The sequence below is a fragment of the Pseudomonas pisciculturae genome (assembly GCF_015461805.1).
In the GTDB taxonomy this organism is placed as follows: Bacteria; Pseudomonadota; Gammaproteobacteria; order Pseudomonadales; family Pseudomonadaceae; genus Aquipseudomonas; species Aquipseudomonas pisciculturae.
Window position 1 is genome coordinate 333,925 of the sequence record NZ_JACVZE010000007.1, and the last position, 21,018, is coordinate 354,942.

The following is a 21,018-nucleotide window of genomic DNA, read 5'->3' on the forward strand; positions in this document are numbered from 1 at the left end:
CAGGTGGATGGTGGTCTGACGGACTCGAATAACCCCCAACCCAATAAATATCGGTTTCTATCGTAGGAGGTTTCTGGATGTTACCGCCATTGCCAAATGTGTAACCCCGCGCCCAAACATGAGGCAATGGGCTACACCTCTGCCCCGAAAAGCCGCATTCCAGACACCCTCCCAAATAAGATTAAACGCCAGACTTGCCGTCCCAGAAGGGTTTGCGAATAATAGGCCCGCAATTTGCAGCGTCTACAGGTTTACTGTCTTTTGCTTCTGCATAAAAAACAGAGGCTGTCAATGTGCTGGAACCGCTTTCTCAGTGCTTCTGTAAATTGTTGTCGCATTGAGGAAATATCGGCTTCCGGCCTGTCGTTAGAATGCCGATCACTCGCTCGTCGTCTCCGATGTTGAATCGGTGTAGGACGAAGCACCGCTATTCGGTTTCACCTTCGCCGCATCGTGGGCCATGGCTCATACTGCTGTTTTGCCCTATACCGATGGAGTCCCAAGATGAAGAAACTTGTGCTGTTGGGCGCCCTGGCGCTGTCTGTGCTGTCCATGCAGGCTTTCGCTGAAGGCAAGCCTCTGAAAATTGGTATCGAAGCAGCTTACCCTCCGTTTGCCTCCAAGGCGCCGGATGGCAGCATCGTCGGTTTTGACTACGACATCGGCAACGCCCTGTGCGAGCAGATGCAAGTCAAATGCACGTGGGTTGAGCAAGAGTTCGACGGCCTGATCCCTGCGCTCAAAGTGCGCAAGATCGACGCGATCCTGTCGTCCATGTCCATCACTGACGACCGCAAGAAATCCGTGGACTTCACCAACCGTTACTACCTGAGCCCGGCGCAGTTGGTGATGAAGCAAGGCACCACTGTCAGCGATAGCCTGGATGAATTGAAAGGCAAGAAGATCGGCGTGCAGCGCGGTTCGATCCACGACCGTTTCGCCAAGGAAGTCCTGGCGCCTAAAGGTGCAACCGTTGTGCCTTACAGCTCGCAGAACGAAATCTACCTGGACGTGGAGGCCGGTCGCCTCGACGGCACCGTGGCTGACGCTACCCTGTTGCAGGAAGGTTTCCTCGATACCCCAGCGGGCAAAGGCTACGCGTTCGTAGGCCCACAGTTCACCGACGTCAAATACTTCGGCGAAGGCATCGGCATCGCGGTACGCAAGGGCGACAAGGAAAACCTGGAGCGCATCAACGCTGCCATTGCCGCGATCCGCGCCAACGGCAAGTACAAGGCTATCCAGGATAAGTACTTCAACTTCGACATTTACGGCCCTGAAGCCAAGTAAATCGTCTTAGCTGTCTGTCTGAAATGGCGCAAGCAACAGAATTCCTGCGGTTTGCGCCATTTTTTCACCCCCCTTTTCGAGGACCTGAATCATGTTGAAAGGCTACGGGGCCGTCATCCTCGATGGCGCATGGTTGACGCTTCAGCTCGCCTTGTCGTCCATGGCCTTGGCCATTGTTCTGGGTCTGATCGGGGTCGCGTTACGCCTGTCGCCGGTGCGCTGGTTGGCCTGGCTGGGTGACTTGTACTCCACGGTGATCCGTGGGATCCCTGACCTGGTGCTGATCCTGCTGATTTTCTACGGCGGCCAGGACTTGCTCAACCGCGTCGCGCCGATGCTCGGCTACGACGACTATATCGACTTGAACCCCTTGGCCGCCGGTATCGGCACCCTGGGTTTCATCTTTGGCGCCTACCTGTCGGAAACCTTCCGCGGCGCCTTCATGGCCATTCCCAAGGGCCAGGCCGAGGCGGGCCTTGCGTACGGCATGAGTAGCTTCCAGGTGTTTTTCCGGGTGATGGTGCCGCAGATGATTCGTCTGGCGATCCCCGGCTTCACCAACAACTGGCTGGTACTCACCAAGGCCACTGCGCTGATCTCGGTGGTGGGCCTGCAAGACATGATGTTCAAGGCCAAGCAGGCGGCAGATGCCACCCGCGAGCCTTTTACCTTCTTCCTCGCAGTGGCAGCGATGTACCTGGTGATCACCAGTGTGTCGTTGCTGGCCCTGCGCTATCTTGAGAAGCGCTACTCGGTAGGCGTAAGGGCGGCTGATCTATGATCTTCGACTACAACGTCATCTGGGAGGCCATGCCGCTGTACCTTGGCGGCCTGCTGACCACCCTCAAATTGCTCGCTATCTCGTTGTTTTTCGGCCTGCTCGCCGCCTTGCCCCTGGGCTTGATGCGGGTGTCCAAGCAGCCGGTGGTCAACGGTGCCGCCTGGCTCTACACCTATGTGATTCGCGGCACGCCGATGTTGGTGCAGCTGTTTTTGATCTACTACGGTTTGGCCCAGTTCGAAGCGGTGCGCGAAAGCTTCCTGTGGCCGTTGCTGTCCAGCGCTACGTTCTGTGCGTGCCTGGCGTTTGCGATCAATACCAGCGCCTACACCGCCGAGATTATTGCCGGTAGCCTCAAGGCCACCCCCAATGGCGAGATCGAAGCGGCCAAGGCCATGGGCATGTCGCGCTATAAGCTGTACCGCCGCATCCTGCTGCCATCGGCCCTGCGCCGGGCGCTGCCGCAGTACAGCAACGAAGTGATCATGATGTTGCAGACCACCAGCCTGGCCTCCATCGTGACCTTGATTGACATCACCGGTGCCGCACGCACGGTGAACGCCCAGTTTTACCTGCCGTTCGAAGCCTATATCACCGCTGGCCTGTTCTACCTGTGCCTGACCTTCATCCTGGTGCGCTTGTTCAAGTTGGCCGAGCGCCGCTGGCTGAGCTACCTGGCTCCACGGAAGCACTGATATGCAGCGAATTGATCACCTGTTGCCTTGGAGTCACCTGGGCTGCGAGCGCCAGCTGAGCGTGTTTCGTTTCGGCAAGGGCGAGCGCAAGGCCTATATCCAGGCCAGCTTGCACGCCGATGAATTGCCGGGCATGCGTGCCGCCTGGGAGCTGAAAAAGCGCCTGACCGAACTTGAAGAGCAGGGCGCCCTGAACGGCGTAATCGAGTTGGTGCCGGTGGCCAACCCGATGGGCCTGGGGCAGTTGCTGCAAGGCAGCCACCAGGGGCGTTTCGAGATTGGCAGCGGCAAGAATTTCAACCGCGACTTCGTTGAGTTGAGCGAGCCGGTGGCAACCTTGCTGGAAGGCAAGCTGGGGGATGATCCCCACGCCAACGTGCGCTTGATTCGCCAAGCCATGACCGATGCCCTCGACGCATTACCCGAGCCAAGCAGCCAGTTGCAAGGCATGCAGCGCGTACTGCTGAGCCACGCCTGCACGGCCGATGTGGTGCTCGACCTGCATTGCGACGCCGAAGCCGCGCTGCACATGTACGCGTTGCCGCAGCACTGGCCGCAGTGGCGTTCGCTGTCGGCGCATTTGAATGTGAAGGTTGGCTTGCTGGCGGAAGATTCCGGCGGCAGTTCGTTCGATGAGGCCTGCTCGTTGCCGTGGTTGCGTTTGGCCCGGGCGTTCCCCGAGGCGCAGATTCCGCTGGCGTGCCTGGCGACTACCCTGGAGTTGGGCGGGCAAGCCGATACCGGCCGTGACGAGGCGATCTTCCACGCCGAAGGCATCCTCGCGTTCCTGGCCGAGCAAGGCTTGATCAAGGGCGAATGGCCTGCGCCCCAACACGAGCCTTGCGAAGGCCTGCCCTTCGAAGGCACCGAATTGCTGTTCGCGCCCCACGCCGGGGTGATCAGTTACCTGCGTAAAGCCGGTGACTGGGTAGAAACCGGCGAGCCGATTTTTGAAGTGATTGATCCCCTGGAAGACCGCGTCAGCATCATCCGCGCGGGCACGTCTGGGGTGTTGTTTGCCGTTGAACGGCTGCGTTATGCCCAAGCGGGTTTCTGGCTGGCCAAGGTGGCGGGGCGCGAAGCGCTGCGTCACGGGCGCTTGCTCAACGACTGACCACCTGTTTTTGTGAGAACCGACCGCATGTACAAACTTGAAGTCCAAGACCTGCATAAACGCTATGGCAGTCATGAAGTGCTCAAAGGCGTGTCCCTGGCCGCCGCCGCCGGTGATGTGATCAGCATCATCGGTTCCAGTGGTTCGGGCAAAAGTACCTTTTTGCGCTGCATCAACCTGCTGGAGCAACCTCACGCCGGCAAGATTCTGCTCAACAATGAAGAGCTGAAGCTGGTGGCCAACAAGGACGGCGCCCTTAAGGCTGCCGACCCAAAACAACTGCAACGCATGCGTTCGCGCCTGTCGATGGTGTTTCAGCATTTCAACCTGTGGTCGCACATGACCGCGCTTGAAAACGTGATGGAAGCCCCGGTGCACGTGCTGGGCATGTCGAAGAAAGAAGCCCGTGAAAAGGCCGAGCATTACCTGGCCAAGGTCGGTGTGGGCCATCGTAAGGATGCGTTCCCGGGCCATATGTCTGGCGGTGAGCAGCAGCGCGTGGCGATCGCCCGTGCCCTGGCGATGGAGCCTGAGGTGATGCTGTTCGATGAGCCTACCTCGGCCCTCGACCCGGAGCTGGTGGGTGAAGTGCTCAAGGTGATGCAGGACCTGGCCCAGGAAGGCCGCACCATGGTGGTGGTGACCCACGAAATGGGTTTTGCTCGTGAAGTGTCGAACCAGTTGGTGTTTTTGCACAAAGGCATTGTTGAAGAGTGTGGCAACCCGCGGGAAGTGTTGGTGAACCCGCAGTCGGAGCGACTTCAGCAGTTCCTCTCCGGCAGCTTGAAATAATCAAGGCTGCTTTTGTGCACTGAAGTAGTGCATTCTTTGCAGCTTTAAGGTTCGATCCAATTCCCTGTGGGAGCTGGCTTGGCTGCGATAGCGGTGTATCAGAAACAGATGTGCCAACTGACCCACCGCTATCGCAGGCAAGCCAGCTCCCACATTTGGAAACTCATCAGCTTTAAAGATTTGTGTTGGTTTCCGGGCTAGCATTGGCCCTTGTCTTCATTACCGTTACTGGCTTCGGATAGCACTCCATGACCGCCCATAAAATTGGTTTCCTGATTTGGCCCAGCACAAAAGCACTCACGCTTGCGCTGGCTGAGGAGGCCTTGCGCGTTGCCCAGCGGGTGCATCCGGACGTGGTCTACGAGCTGTCGTTCTTGCTTGCCGAACCAGCCATCGATGGCGCCTGGCAACTACCGGGCGAGCCGTGGGCGGGTAAGCTCGAAGGTTTCCAGAAGCTTTTCCTGCTGGCAGACGAGCCGCCGGTTGCCATCGCTTCTCAACTGAGCACCGCCCTCAAGCAGTTGGTGCGGGCTGGGTGTGTGATCGGCGGTCTGTCAGCCGGTGTGTACCCATTGGCCCAGCTCGGTCTGCTCGACGGCTACCGCGCCGCCGTGCATTGGCGCTGGCAGGACGATTTCGCCGAACGCTTCCCCAAGGTTATCGCCACCAGCCACCTGTTTGACTGGGACCGCGACCGCCTCAGCGCCTGCGGTGGCATGTCGGTACTCGACCTGCTGCTGGCGGTGTTGGCCCGTGACCACGGCGCCGAACTGGCCGGCGCGGTCTCTGAAGAGTTGGTGGTGGAGCGCATCCGTGAAGGCGGCGAGCGCCAGCGTATCCCATTGCAAAACCGCCTGGGTTCCAGCCACCCGAAGCTGACCCAGGCTGTTCTGTTGATGGAGGCGAATATCGAAGAGCCGCTGACCACCGACGAGATCGCCCAGCACGTGTGCGTGTCGCGACGACAACTCGAACGCATCTTCAAGCAATACCTCAACCGTGTTCCCAGTCAGTACTACCTGGAACTGCGCCTCAACAAGGCGCGCCAGATGCTCATGCAGACCAGCAAGTCGATCATCCAGATCGGCCTGTCGTGCGGCTTCTCCTCGGGGCCACACTTCTCCAGCGCCTACCGCAATTTCTTCGGCGCCACGCCGCGTGAAGACCGTAACCAGCGGCGTAGCAGCAGCCCATTCGAGTTGTCGTCGGTGCCGGCCGAACGCGGCTGATCGTTATTCTTCCATGGGCACCGGTGAACCGCGCACTACCAGCGGGTTGCCGTTTGCATCCAGGCCCGCTGCCGCCACCGCCAAGTCGTCGCCGGTTTGTACGTAGTACTGCCTGAGGATGTCCAGGCTCGATGCCGACAATGGGTTACCGCTCAGGTCTGATGCGGCGTCGAGTTGCGTGGCCAGTTGCAGAAAGCCCGCAGGAATCTCTTCGATCAAGTTGTCGCTCAAGTCCAGGGTGCGCAGCTCACGCAAGGCGACCAGCCCACTGGGCATTTCAGTGATGTCAGTGTCTGGCAGGTGCAGCACTTCCAGTTCAGACAGCTGACTGACGTCAGGCGTGAGGCCCAGCAGGTTGCCGCCCAAGTCCAGGTATTGCAGGTTCCTCATCCCTGACAGGGCATCGACACTGGTTGGCGTCAGGTGGATAGCTGACTCGGTCAGGCTCAGGGCGTTGAGTTCAGTCAGGCTGAGCGCGGTGAGGGGAATATCGCCCAGGCTGAATCGCGTGATGACCAGACTCTTGAGTTTAGGGAAACATTTGAGCAGCCCGTCGATACGGGTGGTGGTGCCATTGCCTTCAAGGTCGATGGTTGTCACATGGTCAAACCGGGCGCTCAATTCGGGCAGCTCGCCCAGTATCGGCACTTCAAGCGCCAGCTTATGGGTAGGCCCAAAGCTGTCGTTGTTGTCGTCCAGTTCGATTTCGCGGCGCCAGGCTTCTTCGAGCAGCGCTTTGAATGCCCGGCGATTGAGCTGATCCTGTGCCCGCGTTTGTTCATCCAGTGGCGCGTCCATGACCGGGTGCCGTTCTGGAACATTCACCACCCATTCCTCAAGGTCGGTGCGCAGTTGTGCGTATTCGGCTTCAAGTTGTCCGATGGCAGGCTCAGCCGCATCCAGGTCACCGGGTAGCTCAAAGAAAAAGCTGTTGGCTTCGCTTTCGGTGAAGGTGGGGTACAGCGCTTGAATCCTGCCTCGCGGCGCTGCCGGGGCATCGACGCGCCAATGCTCGCCAGTACGTTGGCAATGGCGTTTGATCTGTGCCAGTGCCGCGCGGCTCAGTGGGTTGTGGGAGAGGTCAAAGCTAGCGGTTACTGCGTCGGGCAGTTTGAACGCACTGTCGGGCACTTGGGTGATGAGGTTGTAGCTCAGGTTGACATGTTGGCGCTCCACGGCCGTCAGCAGGCTGTCGGGGATTGCAGTCAGGCCGGTTGCTTCAAGGCCGATAGTGGAAAGCCTGGGCAGCGCGCCGAAGTCGGGGAGTTGCCCCAGTGGGTTATGGCTTACGTCCAGCGTCCGCAGTTCGCTCAGTGTGGCCAGTGAAGCGGTACTCTCAGTTGATAGTGTGATCGTGCAATGGGGCAGGCGCAACGATGAAAGTTGAGGCAAGTCCCATAGCGAAGCAGGAATGTCACCCATCACGTAACCCTCGATATACAAGTGGTTAAGGGTTGGGAAGCCTCTGAAGAACAGCGAGGACTCCAAGGGGAATGGACCCTGCGCGCCCTTCAGGCGCAATGAAGAGACGTGCCTGAAAATGCCGCTGTCGAGTGACGGGAATGTACCCGTTAACGGTTGCGGGCCTTCCAGAGCGAACGTAGGAATGGCCTGTGGGCTGCTCACGTCCAGTGGACCCTCTCGGCGCCAGCAAGCGAGAAGTTCCTCTTTGAAATCCTCCCGCCGGATTTGCTCTTGCGCAGCGGGTGCCTCCCTTGCCCAGGCATCCAGCCTGTCGGATAGACCGGCATATTCGCCTTCCAGTCGTGCCAGTTCGATCTGGCCCATTTCAATAGTGCCGGGTAGGCCGAAGATGAATCGGTTGACCTCGTTCACGCTGAAGTCCGGGAAGAGCGTCTTGACTTGCTGAATATCGATTGCCAAGGCGTCAATGTCCCAATAGCGACCTGTTCGTTGGTAATAGCTTTTCACCTGCTCCAGGGTCGCTCGCGACAGGGGGTTGCCCGACAGATCGAAGGTGGTTGGAGTGTTGGCGGGCAGCTCGAACAGCTCGGAAGGCAGTTGCGTGATCTGGTTTCTGGACAGCACTGCCAGCTCCAGCGATGCCCGGCTGAGCAGGCCGACAGGTACGGTGGAAATAGTGGTCTCGGACAGGTCCAGATAGCGCAGGTCAATCATGCGTTCAATGTTGGGGGTCAATCCCAGCGGGTTATTGTACAAGTCCAGGGTTCGAAGCCTGCTCATGGCCGTCAGCGCGTTCAGGCTGTCGGGTGTGAGGGTGATGCCGCAGTCGCTGAGGACCAATGTGTTAAGGCGCGGCATTGCGCTGAGACTGGCTGGCAGCTGACCCAGTTGGGCATTGACGAGGCTAAGGTGGCGAGCATTGGGGAAGCTACGCAAAAAGCCATCGACATTCAGTACGGTCTGGTGGCCGTTGAGTTCGAGGTACGAAATGTGCTCGAAATTGGCCTGCAGCGCCGGCAGGTCTCCAAAGAGAACGGCGCGTGATTTGAATCGCTGACCGTTTTGGGTAGGAAGCTCGAAGTAGGCGTCTATCTCGGTTTCCCGGCGCCAGGCGCTTAAGAGTTCCCGCCAGAAAAGGACACGATTTTGACGCACATCACTGTATTCCTGGCGACCCATAGTCACCTCCGAGCCTGGGTAGCGGCGCGGGGTGTCTTCTGTCCAGCGGGCCATGTCGTGATTGAGTTGCCGATACTCTTGGCGCAGGGCGGTTAATGCCGGCACGGCCCCGCCCGGGTGATTGTCGAGCGCCAGAATCATCTCATCGATTTGCGCATCGGTATGGGCGGGGTACAGTTCCCTTGCCAACGCCTGTACGTTGGGTTGTTCAGCCGGTGCCGGTGGGTAGTTGTCCATGCCCAGCAGGCGCATGTGGGTACGGGTGTCGGTGGGCGCGCGCGCGGGCTCTGCGGTGATCAGCGTTCGCAACGGCGCGCGCTCCAGTGCATGGGCGCGCAGCGCCAGGCGCAGGGCCGGGCCTTGGCCGATGCGCAGGCCCAGAGCGTTACGCTCGGCATCGGGGAGGGCTTGTAGCACCGCGTTGTACAGGTCGGTTGCGCCGGACAGCTCGCCGCTGCTGTCTTGTGGGGTGTAACGCCCATCGGGTGAGCGCACCAGGATTCTTTTGATTCGTGCCTTGGGTTTGCCGATCGCATCCAAGAGGGGGCCTTCAGCCCCGGAACTCCTGATCTCGATGCGCACCTTTTTTCCTGCCCAACCGGGCAATTGCTCCAGGGAGTGCAAGGCCAGTCGGTGAGTGTCCAGACTGTCCGTCGAGTCGAGGTACAACCCGTCATAGGCGTGGTTCACCTTGGCTTCTTCTCGTAGCGATTGGGCCAACTCGGTCAAGCGCACGGGAACGTCACCCTGGTCGACTGCCTTGAGTTCCTGACTGTTGGCGGTGTCCAGCAGTGCATCGGCTGCGCTGAGCGGCAGCCCAGGGGTGCTATCGACCAGTGCCTGCTGTCGAGCAGAGGTGGGCGTTTCCAGCTTCAGGTAACGGGAATTGAACAGTTCTACCCGATGGGATTGGGCCAGCCCGGCCAGTTTTTTCCTGAGTTTATGTGCGCGGTTTTCCAGGGAGGTGACCGGGTCGCCGAATGATTCCCCCAGCAGGGTTTTGCGCTGGGGTTCATTCAGCGCTTCCAGCAGGGTTTTCAGCAAATTACCGTTTTTCAACTGGGCTTCGCTAATTTGAACCACGCTGGCGTTGGTTTCGCCGGGCAACTGCCAGGTGGTTCTGCCTTCGGCGTCTACAAACTGCAGGGTCTTGGCTTTTGGCCATAGGTTCAGGTTGGCCAACAGGTGCAACTGAGACTGCGCATCGGCCCGTTTGTAAACCGCCGGATCATCGCTGTTCATTTGATCGATGAAGTCTTGCAGTGTCTGGTCGATCTGGAAGCGGTCAACGGTGTCGGTCAGCAAAGGGGGCGGCTGGTGTTGGTTGACGTACATCTTGCGCAGCGCGCCGTCGCCGGTGCCGCTGATGCGCCGGGCAGTGAGCAACTGTTCATCGCTGAGCCCGGCGGATTTTGGGCCTTGGCGTTTCATGAGGGTGGCGCTGTCCCAGCTCAGGGGCGTGTCCAGTTCGCTCATCCATGCGCCCTTGCCGTTGGTCAGCAGGGGCGAGCGGTAGGCGTCGGCCCGGGTGGGATGTTGAAGGTAGGGCTGCCCGGTGACAGGGTCCGTCTGTACAACCAACGGTTTGTCCGGGAGCAGCAGGATATTTTTACCGTTGTGGGCGTGCAGGCCCTGGGCGTTTGGGTAGGCGTGATCAGCCAATTTGATAGCGTGGGCGTAGGGCGCAAGATCTGGCTTCCAAAGTCGGGCCTTGCCGTTTGGCAGCGTGACGGGCTTGAGGCCATTGAAAAACGTGATGACTTCGGCAGGCAGCACGGCACGCAAGGCGCCAGCGGCCAACGGTGCGCCCGCGATGAACAGGCCCAATTGTAACCCTTGTTCCACGAATGACAGAAAATGCCCCCATGCCACGGTCGCGTCGCCCACAGCCAAATCGATGACCCATTCAAAGACGTCATCGAGCATTTGATAGGCGGCGTAGCCGAGCATCAGCAGGCCCACGGGGGGAACAAAGGGAGCGACGACCAGCGCTGCAATTTGCAGGATGGCCGAGGCGACTTTCTGCACGATGGCCCATCGCTCCCAGCGCACTCTCTGGTCGACACTGGCGGTGGACACTGCGACGACGCGAGCATCGTTGAACACCTTGCTGAGTTTCGTCTGAAACAGGTGCTTGAACAGATCCCCGCTGATGCTGGAGGCGCTGAACGACAAATGCGGATTATCGATGGGCGTCTCGCGCCAGGAGGGCAGTGGGTCGCCGCGTGTATGCTCGTGCCAAGTGACTTTGGACAGCCTGCGATTGAGGTCGGCAAAAAAGGCGCCGCGGTCCTCATGATTGACGAAACGGCTGAAGAACTGCTGGTACTCAGCGTTGCGCAGGTTGTTGCCCAGTGCGGTCATGAAGTCGACGAGCGTGGGGTATTGCTTGAGCGGCGCGTAAGGGTCGTCTGGGATATAGGCGATAACGCCTACGGGGTGACGGCTGCCGATGTTCTCGGCAAACAGAACGATGCCGGTGAGGGCGGTGGACATGATGCTCAGGTTGTAACACCGCAGCGGGTAACCGGCACTTCGACTGTCGTCGCTGTCGAGCAGGCGCTGCAACAGTACGAAGGATTGATCATCGTGCAGATCGTCTTTCATCCAGGCCATTTGCACTGCGACGTGCAAGTCCGCTGCCTGACTTTGCTTGACCTTCAACTGCAGGCTCGCCATGGCCACTGAGTTTTTGAAATCAAAGAAGCGCTCAAGGTAGCGCTGGTACTGGGCGCCGATGTCCAGCTCCCGGCACAACGCGGTGAATTGTGCCACCGTGATCCGTGTGTTCAGTGAGGTGAGCCTGTCGAATTGCCCGGTGCTGGTGGGTTGGGTAATGAAGGCCGATTGCGCTTCAAATGCCTCGCCGTCTTCAAAGTTGTGCAGGGCGGCGTCGATCAATGACACCGTCCAGGTTCTTGCCGCGCCTGAGTGAACGGGGAACCAAGGTATCGTTTGGGGAATGTAGAGCCGCAGGTACGTGCTGTTGACATCAGTTTCGATGCCGAAGCGTTGCTTGAGCAGCTGCTGTAAAAGCGGCGCCCCGAAGTCTTGCGCCGATTTCAGCTCGGCCAGGGTCTGGTCAAGCAGCAGTTGTGCGTTCCAGGCGCTATTCATCCGTTTTTTCAGCAGGTCATGATCCTCGGAAGAAGCGGTTTTGTACCACCGTGGGAAGTCTGGCTTGACTGCGCTCAACGCTGCGCGCTTGTCAGGTGAGAGCTTGGGCAGCCAGTCGGGAACCGCTTGCGTGAGGATATCCAGATGCAGGTCTCGATAAGAGGACAGGTCCGGGAGCTGAATGGAGGAGGTGGGTTGGGTCACGGGAGAACGCCTTTGTGTGATGAACAGGCGTGAGAGCAGAACAATTTCGACCGCCCGACCGGGGGTAGATAGATAGCCGGCCACCCCTTGCGTGGCAGCTATCCTGCTGAACACCTGCCGCTGCGACGCCGCAGCGTTTAAACTGCGCCATTGCGACGGTATTTGTCGCATTGGCGTAAACCCGCCAAAATCGCGGGTTGGCGCTATAAGAAGTTGTCGCTTGGCGGCAAGGCCGCGCTGAAAACTGTCCTTACAATCCCTGCATCGCCCGCCATGTCCAGGCAGGCGTTCCTCTTCAGGAGACTCCGATGTCCGTTGAGCAAGCCCCGGTGCAACGTGCCGATTTCGACCAGGTCATGGTGCCTAACTACGCACCGGCTGCATTCATTCCTGTACGTGGCGAAGGTTCGCGCGTGTGGGACCAGGCGGGTCGCGAGCTGATCGACTTTGCCGGCGGCATCGCGGTCAACGTATTGGGCCATGCCCACCCGGCGCTGGTCGGTGCACTGACCGAACAGGCCAACAAGCTGTGGCACGTCTCTAACGTGTTCACCAATGAGCCGGCCCTGCGCCTGGCCCATAAGCTGATCGACGCCACGTTTGCCGAGCGTGTGTTCTTCTGCAACTCTGGCGCCGAAGCCAACGAGGCCGCGTTCAAGCTGGCCCGTCGTGTGGCGTTCGACCGTTTCGGCACTGAGAAGTACGAGATCATCGCTGCGCTCAACAGCTTCCATGGCCGTACCCTGTTCACCGTTAACGTCGGTGGCCAGTCCAAGTATTCCGATGGTTTCGGCCCTAAAATCACCGGTATCACCCACGTGCCTTATAACGACTTGGCTGCGCTGAAAGCGGCCGTGTCGGACAAGACCTGCGCCGTGGTGCTGGAGCCGATCCAGGGCGAAGGCGGCGTATTACCCGCCGAGTTGGCGTACTTGCAAGGTGCTCGCGACCTGTGTGACGCCAATAACGCGCTGCTGGTGTTCGACGAAGTGCAGACCGGCATGGGTCGTAGCGGCCACCTGTTTGCCTACCAGCATTACGGCGTGGTGCCAGACATCCTCACCAGCGCCAAGAGCCTGGGCGGTGGTTTCCCGATCGCAGCGATGCTCACCACTGAAGCGCTGGCCAAGCATTTGGTAGTCGGCACCCACGGCACCACGTACGGCGGCAACCCGCTGGCGTGCGCAGTGGCCGAAGCTGTGATCGACGTGATCAACACCCCTGAAGTGCTGGCGGGCGTGAATGCCAAGCATGATCAGTTCAAGTCGCGCCTGGAGCAGATCGGCAAGCAGTACGGCATCTTCACCGAAGTGCGCGGCATGGGCCTGCTGATCGGTTGCGTGCTGAGCGATGCGTTCAAGGGCAAGGCCAAGGACGTGTTCAACGCGGCCGAGAAAGAAAACCTGATGATCCTGCAAGCCGGCCCGGACGTGGTGCGTTTTGCGCCGAGTCTGGTGGTGGATGAGGCGGATATCACTGAAGGTTTGGATCGTTTTGAGCGTGCGGTAAAAACCCTTACACAAGCCTGATACACATTTGTCTGCCGGACTCGGTAAAAAATGTGGGAGGGGGCTTGCTCCCGATAGCGGTGGATCAGTCACCTGATTTATCAACTGACAGACTGCTATCGGGGGCAAGTCGAATCGTCGCACCGCCCCTCCCACATTGGGAACTGTGTTGTTCCTGATCTTTCCGGCATCTTTTTCCTATGAGTTTTTCGAGTTAAGGAGTGACACCATGCTGGTGATGCGCCCCGCGCAAATGGCTGATCTGGGCGAGGTACAGCGTCTGGCTGCGGACAGCCCGATTGGTGTGACTTCCTTGCCGGATGATGTCGAACGCCTCAGCGACAAGATCGCTGCCAGCGAAGCGTCCTTCGCGGCCGAGGTGAGTTTCAACGGTGAAGAGAGCTACTTCTTTGTGCTCGAAGACACCGAGACCGGCAAGCTCGCCGGCTGCTCGGCCATCGTTGCGTCGGCCGGTTACTCGGAACCCTTCTACAGTTTTCGTAATGAGACCTTCGTGCACGCCTCCCGCGAGCTGAAGATCCATAACAAGATTCACGTGCTTTCCCAGTGCCACGACCTCACCGGCAACAGCCTGCTCACCAGTTTCTACGTGGTGCCTGAGCTGGTCGGCTCGCCGTGGTCGGAACTCAATTCCCGTGGCCGCCTGCTGTTTGTCGCCAGCCACCCCGAGCGCTTTGCCGACTCGGTGGTGACCGAGATCGTCGGCTACAGCGACGAGAACGGTGACTCGCCGTTCTGGGACGCCATCGGTCGCAACTTCTTCGACCTCAACTACGCCGCCGCCGAGCGCCTGTGCGGGCTCAAAAGCCGCACCTTCCTCGCCGAGCTGATGCCGCATTACCCGATCTATGTGCCGTTGCTGCCTGACGAAGCCCAAGAGGCAATGGGCCAGGTGCACCCGCGTGCGCAGATCACTTTCGACATCCTCATGCGCGAAGGCTTCGAGACCGACCACTACATCGACATCTTCGACGGTGGCCCAACGCTGCATGCACGGGTGTCGGGCATTCGCTCGATTGCCCAGAGCCGCGTGGTGCCGGTGAAGATCGGCGAGATGGTCAAGGGCGGCGGCCGTCAGTACCTGGTGAGCAATGCGTCGTTGCAGGACTACCGCGCGGTGATGCTGGACCTGGACTATGCGCCGGGTAAACCGGTGACCTTGGACCTGGCCGCCGCCGAAGCGCTGGGTGTTGGCGAAGGCGCGAGCGTGCGTCTGGTCGCGGTTTAAAGAATTGAGTTTCGCGGGTGGCTGCCAAACAGCGGCCCGTATGAGGAGATAGCATGATCGTTCGTCCTGTACGCAGCAGCGATTTACCCGCCCTGATTGACCTGGCGCGCAGCACCGGCACCGGCCTCACCACCTTGCCGGCCAACGAAGAGCGCCTGACCCACCGGGTTGGCTGGGCCGAGAAAACCTTTCGCGGCGACGCCGGGCGCGGCGATGCCGACTACCTGTTCGTGCTGGAAAACGACGAAGGCCGTGTGGTGGGGATTTCCGCCATCGCTGGCGCCGTTGGTCTGCGTGAGCCTTGGTACAACTTCCGGGTGGGCCTGACGGTCAGCGCTTCCCAGGAGCTGAACATCTACCGCGAGATCCCGACGCTGTTTTTGGCCAACGACCTCACCGGCAATTCCGAGTTGTGCTCGTTGTTCCTGCACGCCGATTACCGCACCGGCCTTAACGGTCGCATGCTGGCCAAGGCGCGCATGTTGTTTATCGCGGAGTTCCCGCAGTTGTTTGGCAACAAGATCATTGCCGAGATGCGTGGTGTGTCTAACGACGCCGGGCGCTCGCCGTTCTGGGAGAGCCTGGGCCGGCACTTCTTCAAGATGGAGTTCAGCCAGGCCGACTACCTCACTGGCGTGGGCAACAAGGCGTTTATCGCCGAGCTGATGCCGAAGTTTCCGCTCTACAGCTGCTTCCTGTCTGAAGACGCGCGCAACGTGATCGGCAAGGTCCACCCCGATACCGAGCCCGCGCTGAGCATGCTCAAGAGTGAAGGGTTCAGCTACCAGGGTTATGTCGATATCTTCGACGCGGGCCCGGCGGTTGAGTGTGAAACCAGCAAGATCCGCGCGGTGCGCGATAGCCAGTCGCTGGTACTGGCCATCGGCACGCCGGGGGACGACGCCACGCCGTTCCTGATCCATAACCGCAAGCGCGAGGAGTGCCGCATTACGGCCGCTCCGGCCCGTCTGGCGGCAGGCACCTTGGTGGTCGACCCGCAGACCGCCAAGCGCCTGCAACTGGTGGTGGGTGATCAAGTGCGTGCTGTTCCGTTGTCTGCTGCCCGGGAGTCGAAGTAATGAATTCGTTGTATATCGCAGGTAGCTGGCTGGCTGGCCAGGGTGAGCTGTTTGAATCGCGCAACCCGGTGACCCAGCACGTGCTGTGGGCTGGCAATGGCGCCACCGCTGAGCAGGTCGAGTCCGCCGTTCAGGCTGCGCGCCAGGCATTCCCGGCGTGGGCCAAGCGCTCGCTGGAAGAACGCATCAGCGTGCTGGAAACCTTCGCCGCTACCCTGAAAAAGCGCGCTGACGAAATCGCCCGCTGCATCGGTGAAGAGACTGGCAAGCCCCTGTGGGAGTCGGCCACTGAAGTCACCAGCATGGCCAACAAGATCGCTATTTCGGTGCAAAGCTACCGCGAACGTACGGGCGAGAAAAGCGGCCCGTTGGGCGACGCCACCGCCGTGTTGCGCCACAAACCTCACGGTGTGGTGGCGGTGTTTGGCCCGTATAACTTCCCAGGTCACTTGCCCAACGGGCATATCGTGCCGGCGCTGTTGGCGGGCAATACCGTACTGTTCAAGCCGAGCGAGTTGACCCCCAAAGTCGCCGAGCTGACCGTGCAATGCTGGATCGAAGCCGGTTTGCCGGCAGGCGTGCTGAACCTGCTGCAAGGCGCACGGGAAACCGGTATCGCCCTGGCGGCCAACCCTGGGATCGACGGGTTGTTCTTCACCGGTTCCAGCCGTACCGGCAACCATCTGCACCAGCAATTTTCCGGGCGCCCAGACAAAATCCTGGCCCTGGAAATGGGTGGAAATAACCCGCTGGTGGTGGACGAAGTCGCGGATGTGGACGCCGCTGTCTACACCATCATCCAGTCCGCATTTATTTCCGCTGGCCAGCGTTGCACCTGTGCCCGCCGCCTGTTGGTGCCGGAAGGCGCTTGGGGCGATGCGTTGCTGACGCGCCTGGTGGCGGTCAGCGTGGCGATTGAAGTTGGCGCGTTCGACCAGCAACCGGCGCCGTTCATGGGCTCGGTGATTTCCCTCGCGGCGGCCAAAGCCTTGATGGACGCCCAGGAATTGATGTTGGCCAACGGCGCCGTGGCGCTGCTGGAAATGACCCAGCCCCAGGATCAGGCGGCGTTGCTGACCCCCGGCATCATCGACGTGACCGGCGTGACCGAGCGCGAAGACGAAGAACTGTTCGGCCCGCTGTTGCAGGTGATTCGCTACGCTGATTTCGAGGCGGCCATCGCCGAGGCCAACAACACCCAGTACGGCCTGGCCGCAGGCTTGTTGTCGGATTCCGAAGCGCGTTACCAACAGTTCTGGCTGGAAAGCCGTGCGGGCATCGTCAACTGGAACAAACAACTGACCGGCGCCGCGAGTACCGCGCCGTTTGGTGGGGTAGGGGCCTCGGGCAATCATCGCGCCAGTGCGTATTACGCGGCGGATTATTGTGCGTATCCGGTGGCGTCGTTGGAAACACCCAGTCTGGTAGTGCCTGCCACCCTGACCCCAGGGATAACACTGAGCTAAATGTGGGAGGGGGCTTGCTCCCGATGGCGGTGTGTCAGTCACCTGATTTATCAACTGACAAACTGCTATCGGGAGCAAGCCCCCTCCCACACTTGATTTGTGGTGTGTTCAAGCAATTTGAAGCCTATAAAAACAGATGTTCGTGGAGCCTCGCCGATGAAATCCTATGAAGTCAATTTTGACGGTCTAGTGGGGCCGACCCATAACTACGGCGGTTTGTCCTTTGGCAACGTCGCGTCACAAAGCAACAGCCAGCAAGCTTCCAACCCCAAGGAAGCGGCGTTGCAGGGCCTGCAGAAAATGAAGGCCCTGATGGACATGGGCTTTGTGCAAGGGGTGTTGGCGCCCCAGGAGCGCCCTGACGTCGCCGCCTTGCGCAGCCTCGGTTTCAGCGGCACCGACGCCCAGGTCATCCAGCAGGCCGCCAAGGACGCCATGCCGTTGCTGGTCGCCAGCTGCTCTGCATCGAGCATGTGGGTCGCCAATGCCGCTACCGTCAGCCCAAGTGCCGACACCTTTGACGGCCGCGTGCATTTCACCGCCGCCAACCTCAACTGCAAATACCACCGCAGCATCGAACACCCGACCACCAGCCGCGTGCTGGGGGCGATGTTTGCCGATGCGAAACACTTCGCCCATCACGCCGCATTGCCGGCGGTGGCGCAGTTCGGCGACGAAGGCGCGGCCAACCACACACGCTTCTGCCGTGCGTACGGTGAGGCCGGCGTTGAGTTTTTCGTGTTCGGCCGCAGTGCGTTCGACCCTCGTTACCCGGCGCCGCAAAAGTACCCGGCGCGCCAGACCCTCGAAGCCTCCCAGGCGGTTGCACGCCTGCACGGCCTGAAGGATGACGGCGTGGTCTACGCCCAGCAGAACCCGGCGGTCATCGATGCCGGTGTGTTCCACAACGACGTGATCGCGGTGGGCAACGGTGAAGTGCTGTTCTATCACGAGGACGCGTTCCTCCATACCGAGGCGATGCTCGCCGAGCTGCAAGCCAAGCTGGCCAAAGTGGGCGGCAACTTCCAGTCGGTCTGCGTGCCGCGTGCCCAGGTCAGCGTTGAAGACGCGGTGCGTTCCTACCTGTTCAACAGCCAGTTGCTGACCCGCCCCGACGGCTCGATGCTATTGATCGTGCCGGAAGAATGCCGTGCCAATGAACGCGTCTGGAACTACCTGCAAGGCCTGACAGCCTCCGGTGGGCTGATCCGCGAAGTCAACGTCTTCGACCTTAAGCAAAGCATGCAGAACGGCGGTGGCCCGGCGTGCCTGCGCTTGCGTGTGGCCTTGAACGAAACGGAGCTGGCGGCGGTGAACCCAGGCGTTATCATGACAGCGCCGTTGTACGACACCCTGACCCAATGGGTCGAGAAGCACTACCGCGACAGCCTGCGTGAAACCGACCTGGCTGACCCGCAGTTGCTGCTTGAGTGCCGGACGGCACTGGATGAACTGACGCAAATCCTTAAACTGGGCGCGGTTTATCCTTTCCAGATCAATTAAATGCCATACGGCTGAGAGTTATTTATGACCACCGACACCCTGAAACTGATCCTCGAAGACACCGACGGCACCCAGCTGGAAACCTCCTGCACTCGCGTCGCTGTCGTTTGGCAGGGCAAGGAAATCTGGATCCAGCACGACGGCCGCGGCCAACTGCTGATCGGTGTAGACGTTGAAGAAGGCGACGCCGAATACGCCAACCTGCTGATGCGCCCGCTGGCCACCAACCTGATGAGCCTGCAACTGGAAATGGAACCGGCCGACGTTGAAGGTGATGACGACGATCACGTCCACGGCCCAGGCTGCAACCACTAAGGAAGCTGCTTATGCTCGCCCTCGGCAAACTGCTTGAACTGACCCTCGCCGGTCGTGAACCGGCGCAAAAAATTCAACTGACTGTCGACGGCGTGCAGATGCGCTGGCTCAGCGAAGGTGCGCTTGAAGTGCGCCCGCCGCAGGGCAAGGACGATGGCGGCGACCTGCTGCTGTCGTCTGGCATCCATGGCAACGAAACGGCGCCGATCGAACTGCTCGACCGCCTGTTGCATGGCATCGCCCGTGGGGAGATCAAACCCCGCAATCGAATTTTGTTCCTGTTCGGCAACCCCGAGGCCATGCGCCGCGGTGAGCGTTACCTGGAACTGGACGTCAACCGGCTGTTCAACGGCCGTCACGAACAAAACATCGGCCCGGAGGCCATGCGCGCCGCCGAGCTTGAGCAACTGGCCCGCAGCTTTTTCAGCCTGCCTGATCGTTTGCGCCTGCATTACGACCTGCACACGGCCATTCGCGGTTCGAAGATCGAGCAGTTTGCGCTGTACCCGTGGAAGGCAGGGCGCCAGCATTCGCGCCGTGAGCTTGAACGCCTTAACGCCGCCGGTATGGAAGCGGTGCTGTTGCAAAACAAGACCTCCATCACCTTCACCGCGTTTACCTACGAGCAGCTCGACGCCGAGGCCTTTACCCTGGAGTTGGGCAAGGCACGGCCATTCGGTCAGAACCAGGGCGTGGATGTGTCACGCCTGGAAGCTCGCCTCAAACAGATCATCGAAGGCACCGAGCCGCAAACCGGCAGCCTCGACGGGCTGAAACTGTTTGCCGTGTCACGGGAAGTGATTAAGCACAGCGATGGGTTCATCCTGCATTTACCGGCGGACGTGGAAAACTTTTCGGAATTGGAAAAGGGCTACTTGCTGGCCGAGGACGTGGCCAAGACCCGTTGGGTGATCGAGGAGGAGGGCGCGCGCATTATCTTTCCCAACCCGAAGGTGAAGAATGGGTTGCGGGCAGGCATCCTAATTGTTCCAACCACCGAGGCTGTGCTGGTGTAAAGGCTCGCCTGGATAGTTCCCGGTTCAACCTGAAGGGTGCTTGCCCGCAGCCGTTTTGCCACCGGCAAGCACTTGCACTCTGTCCCGCTCCTCTGGTTAGGTCGGTAACTTGGTGACCGGCGCGGTCTGGTAGTTGTGAAGCATGATGTCATCAGGCTTGAGCAAGGTGACTTTATCCTTTGCGTCACCGGTAATAATGACGTTGGTCGTATCGCCGGCTTCAATGTCGTCGTCGCCTGGGCCGCCAATGAGAATGCTGTGGCCGTGGCCACCGATGATGAGGTCATTATCGTTGCCGCCATCGATGAATGAGTGGCGGCCGCCCGCGATTTCATCGTTACCTGGCCCTCCATACGCGGTGATGTCGGCGTCAAACTTCGCCTGGATCAGATCGTCGCCCGGGCCGGCGTCGATGTGGTTTGCCCCTTTAAAGACCGTCACGCTGTCATTGCCGGCCCCGGTAACAATTTTGGCACTGGTGGCCGCGCTGATAACAAAGTCATCCCCGTCGCCGGAGTCCACCATGACGGGGTTTTCAATCCTGTCATCGATCTGCACGACGTCTGAGCCGCCTTGAGTGATGAACACCAGTACCTGATGCCGGGTAGCGGGGATGATGCAGTACTTTTCGTCGTTGACCTCAAGCGTGAGGGTCGTGAGCGGTAGCGCGGTGTGTGACCTGCTGAGGGGGATCGCGTGAATCTTCGCTGCTTCGGGTACATACTTTCGCAGTACGACGATGTCATCATGGTTCAGCGTGGTGAATATCAATTGATCCGCATCAGTGCTCACCCTGCGTGCGATCGTCAGTTGATTGCTCGAATGCAGCAATACCTCGACGCTCCCCTGAATAACAGGGGGGACAGGCCCCGGCGCCGTGCCTGCACCCTGAATGACTTTGAATCCCTGGGCGGTTATCTGGCCTATTTCCAGTTCGTATTGGCCTGCAATGGACATGCGAATTTCTCCCTATCTAACCAGTAATGTCGCCTTATGGCGCCTCAGCATTACTAAATAGAAAATTGCGGTAGGCAGGGGGTAATTAGTTAGTGTGAA

General features: G+C 59.8%; 15 protein-coding genes. 13 read left to right on the forward strand and 2 right to left on the reverse strand.

The features are described from left to right. Positions 1-504 precede the first annotated feature (504 nt). The 6 genes from ICY20_RS20615 to ICY20_RS20640 all read left to right on the forward strand — a co-directional run bounded on the left by ICY20_RS20615 (position 505) and on the right by ICY20_RS20640 (position 5,901). Complete coding sequence (locus ICY20_RS20615) at positions 505-1,290, forward strand: ABC transporter substrate-binding protein (RefSeq protein WP_159961327.1); 786 nt, start codon at positions 505-507, stop codon at positions 1,288-1,290. Positions 1,291-1,381: 91 nt separating this feature from the next. Then, positions 1,382-2,071, forward strand: a complete 690-nt coding sequence (locus tag ICY20_RS20620; protein ID WP_032886746.1) for an ABC transporter permease — start codon at positions 1,382-1,384, stop codon at positions 2,069-2,071. After that, positions 2,068-2,766 carry an ABC transporter permease gene (locus ICY20_RS20625; RefSeq protein WP_090400459.1) on the forward strand — a complete coding sequence of 233 codons (699 nt, stop codon included), beginning with the start codon at positions 2,068-2,070 and terminating at the stop codon, positions 2,764-2,766. Before ICY20_RS20620 ends, ICY20_RS20625 begins: the two co-directional genes overlap by 4 nt. Before the next feature lies 1 nt (position 2,767). Next, the gene (locus tag ICY20_RS20630; RefSeq protein ID WP_194938468.1) at positions 2,768-3,880 is read left to right on the forward strand and encodes a succinylglutamate desuccinylase/aspartoacylase family protein; all 1,113 of its coding nucleotides are present in this window, start codon (positions 2,768-2,770) and stop codon (positions 3,878-3,880) included. Between the two features lie 27 nt (positions 3,881-3,907). After that, on the forward strand, positions 3,908-4,672 hold the full coding sequence (locus tag ICY20_RS20635) for an ABC transporter ATP-binding protein (protein WP_194938469.1): 765 nt from the start codon (positions 3,908-3,910) through the stop codon (positions 4,670-4,672). Between the two features lie 248 nt (positions 4,673-4,920). Beyond that, entirely contained in the window at positions 4,921-5,901 is a 981-nt protein-coding gene (locus ICY20_RS20640) for a GlxA family transcriptional regulator (protein ID WP_194938470.1), read from the forward strand. A 3-nt stretch (positions 5,902-5,904) separates the two neighbouring features. Here the strand turns inward: ICY20_RS20640 and ICY20_RS20645 are convergent, their stop codons facing one another. Then, complete coding sequence (locus tag ICY20_RS20645) at positions 5,905-11,826, reverse strand: dermonecrotic toxin domain-containing protein (RefSeq protein WP_194938471.1); 5,922 nt, start codon at positions 11,824-11,826, stop codon at positions 5,905-5,907. A gap of 308 nt (positions 11,827-12,134) precedes the next feature. Here ICY20_RS20645 and ICY20_RS20650 point away from each other — a divergent pair, with 308 nt between their 5' ends. From ICY20_RS20650 to astE, 7 genes are all read left to right on the forward strand, one after another. Beyond that, positions 12,135-13,355, forward strand: a complete 1,221-nt coding sequence (locus tag ICY20_RS20650) for an aspartate aminotransferase family protein (protein ID WP_194938472.1) — start codon at positions 12,135-12,137, stop codon at positions 13,353-13,355. Between the two features lie 208 nt (positions 13,356-13,563). After that, positions 13,564-14,583, forward strand: a complete 1,020-nt coding sequence (aruF, locus tag ICY20_RS20655) for an arginine/ornithine succinyltransferase subunit alpha (protein ID WP_159961342.1) — start codon at positions 13,564-13,566, stop codon at positions 14,581-14,583. Positions 14,584-14,636: 53 nt separating this feature from the next. Then, positions 14,637-15,662, forward strand: a complete 1,026-nt coding sequence (gene astA / locus ICY20_RS20660) for an arginine N-succinyltransferase (protein ID WP_078738706.1) — start codon at positions 14,637-14,639, stop codon at positions 15,660-15,662. Then, positions 15,662-17,128: a succinylglutamate-semialdehyde dehydrogenase gene (gene astD / locus ICY20_RS20665; RefSeq protein WP_194938473.1), complete on the forward strand. Its 1,467-nt coding sequence runs from the start codon at positions 15,662-15,664 to the stop codon at positions 17,126-17,128. The genes astA and astD overlap by 1 nt, the downstream gene beginning before the upstream one ends. Before the next feature lie 156 nt (positions 17,129-17,284). Next, positions 17,285-18,631 (forward strand): N-succinylarginine dihydrolase, encoded by a 1,347-nt coding sequence (astB, locus tag ICY20_RS20670; RefSeq protein ID WP_159961346.1) that lies wholly within the window; start codon positions 17,285-17,287, stop codon positions 18,629-18,631. 24 nt (positions 18,632-18,655) lie between these two features. Beyond that, positions 18,656-18,946 carry a hypothetical protein gene (locus tag ICY20_RS20675; protein WP_003214319.1) on the forward strand — a complete coding sequence of 97 codons (291 nt, stop codon included), beginning with the start codon at positions 18,656-18,658 and terminating at the stop codon, positions 18,944-18,946. 11 nt (positions 18,947-18,957) lie between these two features. Next, positions 18,958-19,962 carry a succinylglutamate desuccinylase gene (gene astE, locus ICY20_RS20680; protein WP_194938474.1) on the forward strand — a complete coding sequence of 335 codons (1,005 nt, stop codon included), beginning with the start codon at positions 18,958-18,960 and terminating at the stop codon, positions 19,960-19,962. A gap of 96 nt (positions 19,963-20,058) precedes the next feature. On the opposite strand, the gene ICY20_RS20685 is transcribed toward astE, so the two are convergent. Further along, a complete protein-coding gene (locus ICY20_RS20685) occupies positions 20,059-20,919 on the reverse strand; it encodes a calcium-binding protein (protein ID WP_194938475.1) in 861 nt (286 codons plus the stop codon). Positions 20,920-21,018: the final 99 nt, after the last annotated feature.

What these genes read in the sequence shown, in the direction of transcription:
- ICY20_RS20615 (WP_159961327.1), top strand. Translation starts at nt 505, where the DNA reads ATGAAGAAACTTGTGCTGTTGGGCGCCCTGGCGCTGTCTGTGCTGTCC.
- ICY20_RS20620 (WP_032886746.1), top strand. Translation starts at nt 1,382, where the DNA reads ATGTTGAAAGGCTACGGGGCCGTCATCCTCGATGGCGCATGGTTGACG.
- ICY20_RS20625 (WP_090400459.1), top strand. Translation starts at nt 2,068, where the DNA reads ATGATCTTCGACTACAACGTCATCTGGGAGGCCATGCCGCTGTACCTT.
- ICY20_RS20630 (WP_194938468.1), top strand. Translation starts at nt 2,768, where the DNA reads ATGCAGCGAATTGATCACCTGTTGCCTTGGAGTCACCTGGGCTGCGAG.
- ICY20_RS20635 (WP_194938469.1), top strand. Translation starts at nt 3,908, where the DNA reads ATGTACAAACTTGAAGTCCAAGACCTGCATAAACGCTATGGCAGTCAT.
- ICY20_RS20640 (WP_194938470.1), top strand. Translation starts at nt 4,921, where the DNA reads ATGACCGCCCATAAAATTGGTTTCCTGATTTGGCCCAGCACAAAAGCA.
- ICY20_RS20650 (WP_194938472.1), top strand. Translation starts at nt 12,135, where the DNA reads ATGTCCGTTGAGCAAGCCCCGGTGCAACGTGCCGATTTCGACCAGGTC.
- aruF (WP_159961342.1), top strand. Translation starts at nt 13,564, where the DNA reads ATGCTGGTGATGCGCCCCGCGCAAATGGCTGATCTGGGCGAGGTACAG.
- astA (WP_078738706.1), top strand. Translation starts at nt 14,637, where the DNA reads ATGATCGTTCGTCCTGTACGCAGCAGCGATTTACCCGCCCTGATTGAC.
- astD (WP_194938473.1), top strand. Translation starts at nt 15,662, where the DNA reads ATGAATTCGTTGTATATCGCAGGTAGCTGGCTGGCTGGCCAGGGTGAG.
- astB (WP_159961346.1), top strand. Translation starts at nt 17,285, where the DNA reads ATGAAATCCTATGAAGTCAATTTTGACGGTCTAGTGGGGCCGACCCAT.
- ICY20_RS20675 (WP_003214319.1), top strand. Translation starts at nt 18,656, where the DNA reads ATGACCACCGACACCCTGAAACTGATCCTCGAAGACACCGACGGCACC.
- astE (WP_194938474.1), top strand. Translation starts at nt 18,958, where the DNA reads ATGCTCGCCCTCGGCAAACTGCTTGAACTGACCCTCGCCGGTCGTGAA.
- ICY20_RS20685 (WP_194938475.1), bottom strand. Translation starts at nt 20,919, where the DNA reads ATGTCCATTGCAGGCCAATACGAACTGGAAATAGGCCAGATAACCGCC.